General features: G+C 68.2%; 14 protein-coding genes. 4 read left to right on the top strand and 10 right to left on the bottom strand.

The window, feature by feature from the left end:
- Positions 1-40 precede the first annotated feature (40 nt).
- Both ACRSCF_RS22725 and ACRSCF_RS22720 read left to right on the top strand, forming a co-directional pair.
- Positions 41-334 (top strand): H-NS histone family protein, encoded by a 294-nt coding sequence (locus ACRSCF_RS22725; protein WP_016449004.1) that lies wholly within the window; start codon positions 41-43, stop codon positions 332-334.
- Between the two features lie 375 nt (positions 335-709).
- The gene (locus ACRSCF_RS22720; protein WP_244386653.1) at positions 710-1,918 is read left to right on the top strand and encodes an FAD-dependent monooxygenase; all 1,209 of its coding nucleotides are present in this window, start codon (positions 710-712) and stop codon (positions 1,916-1,918) included.
- An 18-nt stretch (positions 1,919-1,936) separates the two neighbouring features.
- Here ACRSCF_RS22720 and ACRSCF_RS22715 read toward each other — a convergent pair whose 3' ends face one another.
- Together ACRSCF_RS22715 and kynA (ACRSCF_RS22710) are read right to left on the bottom strand one after the other, a co-directional pair.
- Positions 1,937-3,238, bottom strand: coding sequence for an MFS transporter (locus tag ACRSCF_RS22715; protein WP_160853130.1), 1,302 nt, complete (start codon positions 3,236-3,238; stop codon positions 1,937-1,939).
- Between the two features lie 91 nt (positions 3,239-3,329).
- Positions 3,330-4,205, bottom strand: coding sequence for a tryptophan 2,3-dioxygenase (kynA, locus tag ACRSCF_RS22710; RefSeq protein ID WP_034365327.1), 876 nt, complete (start codon positions 4,203-4,205; stop codon positions 3,330-3,332).
- 163 nt (positions 4,206-4,368) lie between these two features.
- Here kynA (ACRSCF_RS22710) and ada point away from each other — a divergent pair, with 163 nt between their 5' ends.
- Both ada and ACRSCF_RS22700 read left to right on the top strand, forming a co-directional pair.
- Positions 4,369-5,277, top strand: coding sequence for a bifunctional DNA-binding transcriptional regulator/O6-methylguanine-DNA methyltransferase Ada (gene ada / locus ACRSCF_RS22705; protein ID WP_052151670.1), 909 nt, complete (start codon positions 4,369-4,371; stop codon positions 5,275-5,277).
- Positions 5,274-6,278 carry a DNA-3-methyladenine glycosylase family protein gene (locus tag ACRSCF_RS22700; protein ID WP_244386651.1) on the top strand — a complete coding sequence of 335 codons (1,005 nt, stop codon included), beginning with the start codon at positions 5,274-5,276 and terminating at the stop codon, positions 6,276-6,278. The genes ada and ACRSCF_RS22700 overlap by 4 nt, the downstream gene beginning before the upstream one ends.
- A gap of 17 nt (positions 6,279-6,295) precedes the next feature.
- On the opposite strand, the gene kynU is transcribed toward ACRSCF_RS22700, so the two are convergent.
- The 8 genes from kynU to ACRSCF_RS22660 form a co-directional block, all read right to left on the bottom strand.
- A complete protein-coding gene (kynU, locus tag ACRSCF_RS22695; protein WP_034365330.1) occupies positions 6,296-7,600 on the bottom strand; it encodes a kynureninase in 1,305 nt (434 codons plus the stop codon).
- A gap of 52 nt (positions 7,601-7,652) precedes the next feature.
- Positions 7,653-8,282, bottom strand: a complete 630-nt coding sequence (gene kynB, locus ACRSCF_RS22690) for an arylformamidase (protein ID WP_034365333.1) — start codon at positions 8,280-8,282, stop codon at positions 7,653-7,655.
- A 4-nt stretch (positions 8,283-8,286) separates the two neighbouring features.
- Positions 8,287-9,684 carry an amino acid permease gene (locus ACRSCF_RS22685; protein ID WP_016448996.1) on the bottom strand — a complete coding sequence of 466 codons (1,398 nt, stop codon included), beginning with the start codon at positions 9,682-9,684 and terminating at the stop codon, positions 8,287-8,289.
- A 99-nt stretch (positions 9,685-9,783) separates the two neighbouring features.
- Positions 9,784-10,569: a helix-turn-helix domain-containing protein gene (locus ACRSCF_RS22680; protein ID WP_154835099.1), complete on the bottom strand. Its 786-nt coding sequence runs from the start codon at positions 10,567-10,569 to the stop codon at positions 9,784-9,786.
- Between the two features lie 12 nt (positions 10,570-10,581).
- Positions 10,582-11,202: a LysE family translocator gene (locus ACRSCF_RS22675; RefSeq protein ID WP_034365336.1), complete on the bottom strand. Its 621-nt coding sequence runs from the start codon at positions 11,200-11,202 to the stop codon at positions 10,582-10,584.
- A 105-nt stretch (positions 11,203-11,307) separates the two neighbouring features.
- The gene (locus ACRSCF_RS22670; RefSeq protein WP_013803668.1) at positions 11,308-11,685 is read right to left on the bottom strand and encodes a RidA family protein; all 378 of its coding nucleotides are present in this window, start codon (positions 11,683-11,685) and stop codon (positions 11,308-11,310) included.
- Between the two features lie 40 nt (positions 11,686-11,725).
- The gene (kynA, locus tag ACRSCF_RS22665; protein ID WP_016448994.1) at positions 11,726-12,586 is read right to left on the bottom strand and encodes a tryptophan 2,3-dioxygenase; all 861 of its coding nucleotides are present in this window, start codon (positions 12,584-12,586) and stop codon (positions 11,726-11,728) included.
- Positions 12,583-13,788 (bottom strand): aromatic amino acid transaminase, encoded by a 1,206-nt coding sequence (locus ACRSCF_RS22660; protein WP_198818677.1) that lies wholly within the window; start codon positions 13,786-13,788, stop codon positions 12,583-12,585. The genes kynA (ACRSCF_RS22665) and ACRSCF_RS22660 overlap by 4 nt, the downstream gene beginning before the upstream one ends.
- Between the last annotated feature and the right edge of the window lie 9 nt (positions 13,789-13,797).

The raw sequence follows: 13,797 nt of genomic DNA, 5'->3' as shown, positions 1-13,797 counted from the left end.
TTATAATGAAAGCTCTTAAACAACTTTCAAGGCGCACACCATGAGCTCTTACAAGGAATTGCTGAAGCAGCGACAGGAACTGGAGCAACAGATCCAGGAAGCGCGCAAGCGTGAACTGTCTGACGCCGTGGGCAAGGTTCGCAATTTGATTGCCGAATATGGCCTGACTGCGGATGACGTCTTTCCTTCGGCTCGTGGTCGCGGCAATGCGGGTGCAACGGGCACCAAGGTGGCGCCCAAGTACCGTGATCCCGCCACTGGCCAGACCTGGACCGGACGCGGCAAGCCGCCGAAGTGGATTCAGAATCAGGACCGCGAAAAGTTCGTCATCTGATTTTTCCATCGCGCATGTTGAAAGAGCCCGCCTTGTGCGGGCTTTTTTCATTGGCACGGCCATTTGTCAAAAATTGACTCGGTTGAGAATGACTATCATGCGCTGTGCAAAGCGTGGGCCTGTGCACGGACATTGCGCGGCGGCGATGCCAGGGCCGATTTCTGGCGGTAACGCAAAATGCACAGTGCCAGTGATGCACCTTGCGGCAGTTTGGAGCATGCGAGGTGGGTGTTTCCGGGTCTTGGCGTCTCAACGCATGGCGGATGCATGCGTGTTTCAGACAAATCCGATGATTTTTTGATTTTCTTCAGTGGTGGCCGACTTGAATATCCAGGCACCAGCCACCATGGGCGAAGGCAGGGGCACAATACGCGCATGAACAAGCAGGTGTTGATTGCCGGCGGCGGCATTGGTGGCCTGGCTGCCGCGATTGGTGCATCGCGGGCGGGCTGGGAAGTGCGTCTTTTCGAACAGGCTCGCGTGCTCAGCGAAGTGGGGGCTGGAATCCAGCTGGGGCCGAATGTGGTGCGCCGCCTGCAGGCCTGGGGCCTGCAAAAGCCGCTGCAGCAGGTGGTGGCGCTGCCGGACAGCCTGCGGGTGCGCAGCGCCGCCACAGGGCAGGAACTGGGGCACATGCCTCTGGGCAGCGAGGCCGTGCATCGCTACGGCGCTGCCTACGCCACCATCCACCGGGCCGATCTGCAGCAGCTGCTGAAGGAAGCCGCTCAGACTTATCCGGGCATGCACCTGAACCTGGGCCAGCCCATTGAAGGCTTTTCCGAAACGGACGGCGTGGTCACCGTGCGAACCCAGGCCGGCAAGCTGATCGAAGGCGATGCCCTGGTCGCTGCCGACGGCGTGCGCAGCGTCCTGCGCCAGCAGCTGCTGGGCGACGGCCCGCCGCGTGTCACCGGGCACCTGGCCTACCGCGCCCTGGTGCACCAGGCCCAGTTGCCCAAGCGGCTGCGGGCCACTGATGTCACGGCCTGGCTGGGCTCGCGCATGCATGCCATCCAGTACCCCGTGCGCCGGGGCGAGCTGCAGAACCTGGTGGTCATCGTCCAGGGCCCGGCGCCCGAGGACCTGGCGAACTGGGACCACGCGGGCAATCTCGATGATCTGGTGCGGGTGCTGCAGGGCAACTGCCCGCACCTGCTGGACCTGGTCCAGCATGTGCCTGCCGCTGGCGGTGACTGGCGGCTGTGGCCGGTGGGCGATCGCCCGCCCGTGCAATCGGCCGCGCAGATGGCGCGCGGCGTGGTGGCGCTGCTGGGCGATGCCGCCCACCCCATGCGACCCTATCTGGCCCAGGGCGCCGGCATGGCGATTGAAGATGCAGCGGAGCTGCAGCGCGCCCTGTCCATGCACGATCTCGACGTCAACATGCGCCTGCGCCGCTACGCGCTCAATCGCTGGCAGCGCAATGCGCGCGTGCAGGCGCGCTCGCAGCGCAATGGCCGCATCTTCCATGCCACGGGTCCGGTGCGCTGGGGGCGTGACCTGTCGCTGCGCCTGCTGGGCTCCAGGCTGATGGATCTGCCCTGGCTGTACCGTGGCGATGGCTCGGCCGCCAACGCCTTGTAGAGGCACAGACTCCGGCCGCTAGGCGGCGGATGCCTGGCGCAGCAGCGGCGAGGAGGGCAGGAAACGGAACGCGGTTGACGCACCGACGAGGGTGGCCGCAATCGAGATCATCACGGCCTTGTAGGGCTCCACGCCCCAGGCCTCGGCCCAGGCCGCCACCCAGCCCGTGAACCATTGCACCAGGGCCACGCCCAGGAACATGGCCATGGTGAACAGCGACAGCGCGCGGCCGGTCATCTCGGGCGGGTAGGAAGCGCGCACATCGGCGTACTGCAGCACCGAATAGCCGGACAGCAGGCCCATGGCGAAGATCAGCGCCACATTGGTCCAGCCATGGTGCAAAAAGGCCATGAGCATGAACAGGCTGCCCATGAGCAGCGAGTAATTGGTGAGCCAGCGCCGGCGCCGTCCTGGGCCGGGATCCATGCGTCCGAAAATCGCGGGGCTGAACAGCGAGATCATCGATACGACCAGCGCCACATTGCCGCTTTCCACCAGCGAAAAGCCATAGCGATGAATGAGCAGCGGCCCCAGCCACAGGCCGCGCAGCGCCAGAAACGATGCATAGCAGGCCATGGCCAGCAGGACGATACCCAGGGTGTGCGGCAGCGTGAACAGCTCGGCCATGCGGCGTGCCGCCACGCCCCAGCTTTCCCGTGCGGCGGTCTGTGCTCCGCGGCGGGCGGGCTCGTGCACGCGCCACCAGATCAGCAGCCACGACAGGGCCGACATCACGGCCAGCAGCGCAAAGCCCGAGCGCCAGCCGAAATGCTGGACCAGCCAGGCCAGCGGCGTGCCTGTGAACAGCAGCCCCAAGCCGCCCACGCCCATGCCCACGCCCGACAGAAAGGCGAAGCGGTCCATGGGAAAGTGGCGCGAGATGAACATGGTGCAGGCCAGGAAGGCCGGCGAGCAGCCCACGCCGATCAGCAACTGGCCCACCATCAGCCAGCCGTAATTGGGTGCGGCGGCGGACAGTGCCGATCCCGCGATCGCCAGCGGAAACGACAGCAGCACCGTGCGGCGCAGGCCGTAGAGATCCATGCCGATGCCCATGAGCAGCTGGGCCACGCCGAAGGACAGTCCGAACAGGCCCGCAAAGGCCCCCAGCGACTGGGCCGTAAGCCCGAAATCCTGCTGCAGGCCGGTCGCCATGACCGAGGTCGTGGTGCGAAAGGCCTGGCTCAGCGCAAAGGCCGAGAGCAGGGCCAGCAGCATGGCCCACAGCAGCTGGCTGCGTGGCGGCGGTGCTGCGGTGGAGGTCTGCGAAGCCTCTGTGTGTGTGTTGTTGTGTGGGGGCTGTTGCGGCGCTGCGGACACGGTATTTCTCCTGGCGCCGCAGCTTACCCGTTTGCGCGCATGCGCGCTGTCGCCACCGCAGCGGTCTGCCGTCGGTGGCGCCCGCCAGTTCTTACAGCTCGGTGCGCAGCGCCCAGATTTCGGGGAACAGCACCACGTCCAGCATCTTGCGCAGGTAGCTGACGCCGCCGGTGCCGCCCGTGCCGCGCTTGAAGCCGATGACGCGCTCCACCGTGGTCAGATGGCGGAAGCGCCAAAGTCGGAAGGCGTCCTCGATGTCGGCCAGCTTTTCGCCGAGCTGGTACAGGTCCCAGTGCTGGTGGGGATCGCGGTAGACCGTGATCCAGGCCTGCTTGACGCCTTCGCTGGCCTCGTAGGGCTGGGTCCAGTCGCGCTCCAGCCGGTCGGCGGGCACCTCGATGCCCTCGCGCGCCAGCAGTTGCAGAGACACGTCGTAGAGCGAGGGCGAGCGCCATGCCGCCTCCACCTGGGCCAGCAGATCGGGCCGGTGGGCATGGGGCTGGAGCATGGCGGCATTCTTGTTGCCCAGGGAGAACTCGATGCAGCGGTACTGGTAGCTCTGGAAGCCGCTGGAGTTGGCCAGGTAGGGACGCATGGCCGTGTACTCGGGCGGCGTCATGGTGGACAGCACGGTCCATGCGCTGACCAGCTGCTCCATGATGCGGCTGACGCGGGCCAGCATCTTGAAGGCGTCGGCGCGCGTGCCGCCTGCGATGGCGGCCGTGGCGGCGCGGACCTCGTGCAGCATCAGCTTCATCCACAGCTCGCTGGTCTGGTGCTGGATGATGAACAGCATCTCGTCATGCGCGGGCGACAGCGGGTGCTGGGCCGTGAGGATCTGGTCCAGGTGCAGGTAGTCGCCATAGCTCATGGACTGGCTGAAGTCCAGCTGGGCGCGCTCCTCTTTGACGATGGATTCGGTGCGGCCGGGGCTGTTCATGGGACAGCCGGAGTGTTCGGTGGTCATGTGGGAGTCTCGCAAGTCTCGATGCGGAAAATGCAGGGCGCAGCGTAACCGAATCCCGCGCAGCAATCCTGCGGCTTGCAAGAAGCGGGATGCGCGCCCGCGCCGGGCTGCGTAGAGTAGGGCATCCGATGACCCTGAAAGACATGCCGTGTCCCACCAAGCCATGAATCAAGCCAGCGATGCCCCTGCCAACCCCGCTGCCCTGGTGGCGCGATGCTGCCGCTGGCTGGAGACCGAGGAGCCGCCCCCCGCCCTGGGCGCGCTGGCAGAACGCTCGGGGCTGAGCCCCTGGCAGCTGCACCGATTGTTCAAGCAGGCCACGGGCCTCACGCCCAAGGCCTATGCCAAGGCGCACCGCGCGCGTGCGCTGCGCCAGGCGCTGCAGCCAGGCCAGAGCGACTCGGTCACCGATGCCGCCTACCTCAGCGGCTATGCGGCCAGCAGCAGTTTCTACCGCGACGCAGGCGCCATGCTGGGCATGGCGCCCGGTGACTACCGGCGCGGCGGCATGCGCCAGACCATCCGCTTTGCGGTGGCCGAATGCACGCTGGGCAGCATCCTGGTGGCCAGCACCGATCGCGGCGTGTGCTGCGTGCTGCTGGGCGACGATGCCGAGGCCCTGGTGCAGGACCTGCAGCAGCGCTTTCCGCTGGCCGAACTGGTGGGCGGCGATGCCGGATTCGAGCACACCGTGGCCCAGGTCGTGGCCCTGGTCGAGCAGCCGCGCCGGGGCCTGGCACTGCCGCTGGATGTGCAGGGCACGGCCTTCCAGCAGCGCGTATGGCAGGCGCTGTGCGCCATTCCCGCCGGCCAGACCCTGAGCTATTCGGAACTGGCCCTGCGCCTGGGCATGCCCACGGGTGCCCGGGCCGTGGCCAGCGCCGTCGCGGCCAACCCCATTGCCGTGGCCGTGCCCTGCCACCGCGTGGTGCGCAATGACGGCAGCATCTCCGGCTACCGCTGGGGCGTGGAGCGCAAGCGCGCCCTGCTGCTGCGCGAGGCGCGCCAGGCGCAGGAGGTGTCTGGCAAGGACGCTGGGCACGCACCGCTGCGCCAGGCAGGAAGCGCATGAGCGGGCAGGGGCAGGGGCGAGGGCGTGGCACCGGCCAGACCTATCAGGCGCAGCAGCAACTGACGCTGCCGGCCGGCTACCGCATGACCGAGTTCTGGGGCTTTCACCGGCGCGATGCCCAGCGCCTGTCCGAATGCGATCTGCAGGATGGCGGCACCATCCGCATGCACAAGGGCCTGATGTGGAAAGGCCTTCCCACGCTGCTCACCCTGGAGCTGACGCAGCAGTGCGAAGAGGCGGCCGTGGTCCAGGCCCGATGGCACCTGCCCGCCGATGCGGGCGCAATCACCGGCATGGACGATGTGCTGGCCGCCATGCTGCGGCGCATGTTCGGACTGTCCCAGGATGTGGGCGAATTCGAGCGCCGCTTTGGCCGCCATGAGCGGCTGGGACCGCTGCTGGCGCGCCAGCCTGGCCTGCATGTGCCCGCGGCCTGCACGCCCTGGGAGGCGCTGAGCTGGGCCGTCACCGGGCAGCAGATCAGCGTGGCGGCAGCCGTGTCGCTGCGCCGCCGCCTGATCGCCGCAGCCGGCCAGCCGGTGGCGCTGCACGATGGCCATGCCGACGCGCCGCAGCAGCTGTGGTGCATGCCGGAGGCCGCGCAGGTGGCGCAGCTGAGCGAGGACGACCTGCGCGCGGCCGGCTTTTCCCGGAGCAAGACCCATACGCTGCGCCTGCTGGCGCATGCCGTGCAGGCGGGCGAACTGCCGCTGGACGATTGGGCCGCCATGCCCGAGCTGCCCGCCAGCGAGATCAGCCGGCGGCTGCTGGCCCTCAAGGGCGTCGGCCCGTGGACCGTGAACTACATGCTGCTGCGCGGCTATGGCCACCTGGACGGCCCGTTGCACGGCGATGTGGCCGTGCGCCGCGCCCTGGCCCTGCTGCTGAAGACGGACGCCATGGATGCGGCGCAGACCGAGTTGTGGCTGCGGGACTTCGCGCCCTGGCGCGCCCTGGTCGCGGCCCATCTCTGGGCCTCGCTGTCGTCCACGGCGTTCTGAAGGGCTGGCTCCAGGCTTCAGGTCACCGCATTGACGCGGTTGAACTCCGGCTTGCGCCATTCGCCCGATTCCAGCACCTGGCGCAGGTGCTCCACGGCATGCCAGACATCTTCGAATCCCACGTACAGCGGCGTGAAGCCGAAGCGCAGGATGTCCTTGTGCAGGCCCGTGCCGTCGCCCTTGCGGAAGTCGCCGATCACGCCGCGCGCGATCAGCGCCTGCACGATGGCATAGGCGCCGCTGTCCTTGCCGTCCACGCCCAGCCCCTCCTCGCGCGTGAGGCAGACCTGGGAGCCGCGCCGGCCGTGCTCGCGCGGCGTGGCCAGGCCCAGGCCGTGGCCCTGGCAGCGTTCCTCGACCAGGGCGATGAACAGGTCGGTCAGCGCCAGCGACTTGTTGCGCAGCGCGTCCATGCCGCCCAGCGGCTCCACGGCAGTGAACACGTCCAGGCCGCACTGCAGCACGCTCAGGCTGACCATGGGCTGGGTGCCGCACAGGTAGCGCTGTATGCCCTGGGCCGGGTGGTAGTCCGGCACGAACTTGAAAGGCTCGGCATGGCCGAACCAGCCCGACAGCGGCTGCCAGAAGCGGTTGATCAGGCGCGGGTTGGCCCAGACAAAGGCCGGCGCGCCCGGGCCGCCGTTGAGGTACTTGTAGCTGCAGCCGATGGCGAAGTCTGCATTCGCTCCCTTGAGATCGACAGGCACGGCGCCCGCGCTGTGGCACAGGTCCCAGACGCAGAGAATGCCCTTGCCCTGCGCGGCAGCCGTCACGGCAGCCATGTCGTGCATGGCACCCGTGCGGTAGTTCACATGGGTGAGCATGCAGATGGCGACCTCGTCGGTCAGCGCATCGGCAATCTCCTCGGGTTCGAGCAGCACCAGCTCCAGGCCGTATTCCTGGCAGACCGACTGGGCGATGTAGAGGTCGGTGGGGAAGTTGCTGCGCTCGCTGATCAGGCGCTTGCGCTGCGGAGCGTCCTCGCGCGCGATGCGGGCCGCAGCCGTCAGCACCTTGTAGAGGTTGATGGAGGCCGTGTCGGTGAACACCAGCTCGCCCGCGCCCACGCCCAGCCAGGGGGCGAACTGGTCGCCCAGGCGCTGGGGCAGGCTGATCCATCCGGCATCGTTCCACGAGCGGATCAGGCCCTGGGCCCATTCCTGCTGCACCACCTCGGCCACGCGCGCGGCGGCGGCGCGGGGGCTGGCGCCCAGCGAATTGCCGTCAAGGTAGATCACGCCTTCGGGCAGCGTGAATTGGTCGCGCAGGGCGCGCAGCGGGTCTTGCGCATCGAGGGTGAGGCAGTCTTGCAGGCTCGTCACGGGGTCTCCTTGGGTATGGAAAAGGCGAAAGGCGAAAGGTGCGGCCCGGGAATCAGGCCAGGGCACGCAGCACGGCGCGCACGGGCGAGGCATCGGCCTCGACCAGCTTGAGCGGCAGGGCGATGAGCTCGTAGTCGCCCTCGGCCACCTCGTCCAGCACCAGGTTCTCCAGCACGCGCAGGCCGCGCCGGCGGATCACCTGGTGGCTGTCCAGGCTCTTGCTGCTGGCCGGGTCGATGCTGGCCGTGTCTATGCCGATGAGCTTCACCCCCAGGTCGGCCAGCCGCTCCACCGTGGCCGGTGCATAGGCTGCCAGTTCCTGGTCCCAGGTGGCGGGGGCGCGCTCGTAGGTGCGCACCAGCACGCGTGCCGGAAGATGCTCCACGGCGTGGGCGATGTGCTTCCATTCGACCAGCGGTCCCTTGCCGATGGCGTGGATCACGCGGCAGGGGCCGAGGAAGGCGTCCAGGTCCACATGGCCGATGCTGGCGCCGTCCGCGTCATAGTGCAGCGGTGCATCGGCATGCGCTCCCACATGGGGCGACAGCGTGATGGCGCTGACATTGACCGGGCAGCCCGGCCCGATGGTGGCGCACCATTGCTGGCTGTAGGCCGTGTCGCCGGGAAAGACGGGGCTGGCGGCCTGCACGGCCGGGGAGATGTCCCAGAGTCTGCGGGTCATGGTTTCACTCCTTCGGGGCGGTTCGGGCGGCCTGTGCGCGCGGCCGGTACCACAGCGCATACACCAGGGCCAGCAGGCCCAGGAAGGGCAGGCCCGTGAGCAGCGTCATGTGGAAGACCTCGGTGAAATAGGTGGTGACGATCACGCCCAGCATCAGCGCGGCGCCGGCCAGCGTGAACAGCGGATAGCCCCACATGCGGAACTGCAGGCGCTGGCCCGGATGCTCGCGCGACCAGCGCGCGCGGAAAAACAGATGGGTCACGAAGATCATGAACCAGGTGAACATGGCGCCGAACATGGACACGGACATCATCCACAGCAGCGAGCCTTCGGGCTTCCACAGGTTCACGGCCACGGCCACGGCAATGCCCAGGCAGGAGATGGCAATCGCCGCCACGGGCACGCCGCGGCTGTTCAGCCGCCCGAACACCGAGGGCGCATAGCCGCCGCGCGACAGGCTGAACATCATGCGCGAGGTCACATACAGCTGGCTGTTCATGGCCGACAGCGCGGCCACCAGCACCACGAAGTTGATGATGCTGGCAGCGCCCGGGATGCCGATGATCTCCATCACCTTCACGAAGGGGCTCTTGTCCGTGCCGGCCTGCTGCCAGGGCACGATGGCCAGCATCAGCGCCAGCGTCAGCAGGTAGAAGATCACCAGGCGCGCCATGGTGGTGCGAAAGGCCCGGGTGATGGCGCGCTTGGGGTCCTCGGCCTCGCCGGCCGCCACGGCCACGGCCTCCAGGCTCAGGTAGCTGAAGATGGCGATGATCACGGCCACCCAGGTGCCCCACAGGCCCTTGGGGAAGAAGCCGCCATCGGCCGTGTAGTTGAAAAAGCCGATGCCCTGGGGCTGCGAGCCGAACACCACCCAGGCGCCGATCAGGATGAAGGCCACGATGGCGATGATCTTGACCATGGAAAAGCCGTACTCCACCTGGCCGAAGGCCTTGACGCTGCTGGCGTTGACGGCCACCAGCGCGCCCGAGAACACCACCACCCAGATCCAGCGCGGCACGTCGGGGAACCAGTAGCCCATGTAGATGCCTATGGCCGTCACCTCCATGCCCACGGCCAGCACCACGGCGGCCCAGTAGGCATAGCGGACCATGAAGCCGGCCATCGGGCTGATGTAGTGCTCGGCATAGGCGCCGAACGAGCCCGAGGTCGGATGGGCCACCGTCATCTCTGCCAGGCAGCCCATGAGCAGCAGCGAGATCAGCGCGCCGATGGCGTAGCTGACCAGCACGCTGGGGCCGGCGAATCCGATGGCGAAGGCGCTGCCCATGAAAAGGCCGGTGCCGATGGCGCCTCCGATGGCGATCATCACCATCTGGGCGGCGGACAGCTGCTGGCGCAGGCCGGTTTCTCGTTGCTGAATGTCTTGGAAGGCGGCCATGGTGCGCGGCGGTTGGGGGCTGAAAGCGGAAGGCGTAAGTATCTGCGCTTTCACCGCCGGCCCCGGGCTGGCCGCTGCAAAACCATGGGAGGGTCCGGCTCAGGCTCCGCGTGCGTAGCAGCCCGGCGTCAGCGCATGGTGGGCCTTGAAGGCGCGCTGCAGGTGGGCCTGGTCGGCAAAGCCCATGGCATAGGCCGCATCGGACAGCGCCGCCCCCGTGGCCAGCAGGCGGCGCGCGCCGTTGATGCGCAGGTTCAGGCGGTAGCTGCCGGGCGTCATGCCCGTGGCCGCCTTGAAGCGGCGGATGAAGCGCGTGGCGCTCATGCCGCATTCCTGGGCCAGGGACTGCACGGTCAGGCCTGCATCGGGTCCTGCATGCAGGCGCTGCAGCGCGGGGGCCAGGGCCGCCGCATCGCCGGGCAGGGGCAAGGCTGCGGGCTGGGCACAGCGGTCCAGCAGGTGCTCCAGGCCCAGGGCCAGGCGGTCGGCGGCGGCCGCGCCATCGACGGGGCGGCACAGGCCATCCACCAGGCGGGCGATGTCCGCATCCGTGAGCGTGCGCCGGGGAAAGCGCAGCGCGGCCACGCCCAGCTGCGCGTGCAGCCAGTCGGCATCGACAAACAGCATGCGGTAGGACCATGGCGCGCCGGGGTCGGGATTGCAGGCATGCCAGGCGCCGGGCTCGATCAGCACCACGCCGCCCGCCTCCACGGGCTGCGGGCCGTGGGCATGGTGGAACACGGTGCGGCCCGCGTCCACGATGCCGATCGAGTACTCGGCATGCATGTGCAGCCGAAAGCAATGCGGCGAGCGCGCGCTGTCGCGCAGCTCGGCCCAGGGAGCGGCCGGATGGCGGTGGAATCGGTGGGGAGAGGCTGAAGTCATGGCGGCCAGCCATCATGCCAGCATGGCCGCCACGCTGGCGACCAGCAGCAGGGCCAGCAGGCGGTGGAACAGGCGCTGGCGGCGTTCGGTGCGCAGCCAGCCCGAAAGCAGCTGCCCCAGCAGCGCCCAGCTGCCGACCCCCACCAGGCAGGCCAGCAGCGAGATGGCGCAAAACTGCAGCAGCGCCCACGGCGCATTCGCATGGGGCAGCACGAACAGGCCCACGCCGGCCAGCGCCACCAGCCAGGCCTTGGGGTTGAGCGTCTGCACGGCCGTGCCCTGCAACAGCGCTTGCAGCAGGGCCTGCAGCGTGCGCTGCGATCCGGCCTGCTGCTGCGCACCGGCCTGGCCCACAGGTGCGTTGGCCAGCCGCCAGGCCAGCCACAGCAGATAGGCGGCGCACAGCCACTGTGCGGCCGCAGACAGTTGCGGCAGCGTCTGCAGCAGCCACTGTGCGCCCTGGCCCATGACCCAGACCACGGCCGCATAGCTGGCACTGGCGCCCAGCACATAGGCGGCAGAGACCAGGCGCGAGCGCGCTGCGCCGTGGCGCAGGGCCAGCACATTGACGGGGCCGGGCGTGATGGCACCCACGAGGGTGAAGACGCCCATGGCGAGCAGCGAGGAGGACATGAGATTTCGCGCGGACGCAGGACTGCACAAGGCACGCAGTCTCGTCCCGCACGCCGGCCCTGTATTGAACGCAATTGCGGGGCGCCGGCATGTCCGTCACAGCCTCTAGGGGAGCATGGCGTAGGCCACGATCTCCAGCTTCATGCCCGGCACCACCAGCGCCGAAATCCCCATGCTGGAGCGGTTGGGATAGGGTGCCTCGAAGAACTCGCGGTACACGGCGTCGATGGCCGGCATGTCGGCCACGTCGGTCATGTAGATCAGCACCTGGGTCACATGCGCCAGCGTGCCGCCTGCAGCCTGCAGCGCGTTGCGCAGGTTGGTGAAGGTCAGGCGCGCCTGCTGTTCGATGGGCCCGGTGTCGATGCTGCCGTCGGGCCGCACGGGGCCGTGGGCCGTGAACAGCATCTGGCCGCTGGCCTTGACGGCCCAGGAGAAGGGCTGCTTGAGCGGCGGCAGTCCCACGTCGATGATTTGCTTCATGGTGTCTTGGTTCTTGGTGGTTGTTGTCAGGCGGAAGGCCTTACAGCGCGGTTCTCACGGACCAGATTTCGGGGAACAGCACCACGTCCAGCATCTTGCGCAGATAGCTGACGCCGCCGGTGCCGCCCGTGCCGCGCTTGAAGCCGATGACGCGCTCCACCGTGGTCACATGGCGAAAGCGCCACAGGCGGAAGGCGTCCTCGATGTCGGCGAGCTTTTCGCCGAGCTGGTACAGGTCCCAGTGCGACTGCGGGTCGCGGTAGACCTGGGCCCAGGCAGCCTCGACCTCGGGGCTGGCCGTGTAGGGCAGGGTCCAGTCGCGTTCCAGGTGCCCGGCAGGAATGGCCAACCCCTGGCGTGCCAGCAGGCGCAGGGCCTCGTCATAGAGCGAGGGCGAGCGCCATGCCGCCTCCACCTGGGCCAGCAGATCGGGCCGGTGGGCATGGGGCTGGAGCATGGCGGCATTCTTGTTGCCCAGCGCGAACTCGATGCAGCGGTACTGGTAGCTCTGGAAGCCGCTGGAGCTGGCGAGATACGGGCGCATGGCCGTGTACTCGGTAGGCGTCATGGTGGCCAGCACGGACCAGGCGCCGACCAGCTGCTCCATGATGCGGCTCACGCGGGCCAGCATCTTGAAGGCGTCGGCATGGCGGTCGGCCGCCACGGCGGCCGTGGCCGCGCCCAGCTCGTGCAGCATCAGCTTCATCCACAGCTCGCTGGTCTGGTGCTGGATGATGAACAGCAACTCGTCATGCGTGGGCGACAGCAGTTGCTGTGCGCCCAGGATGGCGTCCAGCTGCAGGTAGTCGCCATAGCTCATGGACTGGCTGAAATCCAGCTGCGCCCTTTCCTCGGCGACGATGCGCTCGGTCAGGCCGCCATGGACGGGGCAGCCGCTCATTGCGGCGACTCCAGCACCGTGGCAATGGCGTCGGCCACGTACTGCACGTTGGCGCCGGACAGGCCCGACATGCACATGCGGCCCGAGCGGATCAGGTACACGCCGTGCTCGTCGCGCAGGCGGTGGACCTGGGGCTCGGTGATGCCGGTGTAGCTGAACATGCCGCGCTGGGTCAGCAGGAAGCCGAAGTCGCGCCGCTCGCCAAAGCGTTCATGCAGCGCGCCGTGCAGCTGGGCGCGCATGTCCTTGATGCGCCCGCGCATCTGCGCCAGCTCCTGCGCCCATTGGGCGCTCAGCTCGGGCGATGCCAGCACCTGCTGCACCAGGCGTGCGCCACGGGTGGGTGGCGAGGAATAGTTGCTGCGCACCGTGGCCTTGAGCTGGCCCAGCACATTGCCGGCCGTGGACGCGTCGTTGCAGACCACGCTGAGGCCGCCCACGCGTTCGCCATACAGCGAGAAGTTCTTGGAAAACGAATTGGCCACGAAGGCCTGGGCGCCCGCGTCGGCCAGGGCGCGCACGGACCAGGCGTCTTCATCGAGCCCATCGCCAAAGCCCTGGTAGGCCATGTCCACAAAGGGGATCAGGCCGCGCTCCACGATCACCGGGATCAGTTGCTGCCACTGCTCGCGCGACAGGTCCACGCCCGTGGGGTTGTGGCAGCTGGCATGCAGCAGCACCACGCTGCCCGAGGGCAGTTCGCGTAGCGTCTGCAGCATGGCGTCGAAGCGCAGGCTGCCCGTGGCAGCGTCGTAGTAGGGATAGCTGTGGGTGCGCAGTCCCGCGCCCTGGAAGATGGCCAGGTGGTTGTCCCAGGTGGGATCGCTGAGCCAGACCTCGGCGCCGGGGAAATAGTGCTGGATGAAGTCCGCGCCCAGCTTGAGCGCGCCCGAGCCGCCCAGGGTCTGCACGGTGGCGATGCGCTGACTGCGCACGGCCTCATGACCAGCGCCGAACACCAGGTCCTGCACCAGCTGGCGGTAGGGAGCAATGCCTTCGATGGGCAGGTAGCCGCTGGGGCTTTGCTCGCGGGCCAGGGCATCGCCGGCCTGGCGCACGCAGTCCAGCACGGGCAGGCGGCCGGCCTCGTCGAAATACAGGCCGATGCTCAGGCTGACCTTGTCGGCGCGTGGGTCCTGCTGGAAGGCCTCCATCAGCGACAGGATGGGATCTCCGGGGTAGGGCGGGACGTGGCTGAACATCGAGGCGCG

This window comes from Delftia sp. 11MD (assembly GCF_050907895.1).
In the GTDB taxonomy this organism is placed as follows: domain Bacteria; phylum Pseudomonadota; class Gammaproteobacteria; order Burkholderiales; family Burkholderiaceae_C; genus Comamonas; species Comamonas tsuruhatensis.
This window is presented reverse-complemented; position numbering and strand designations above follow the sequence as displayed.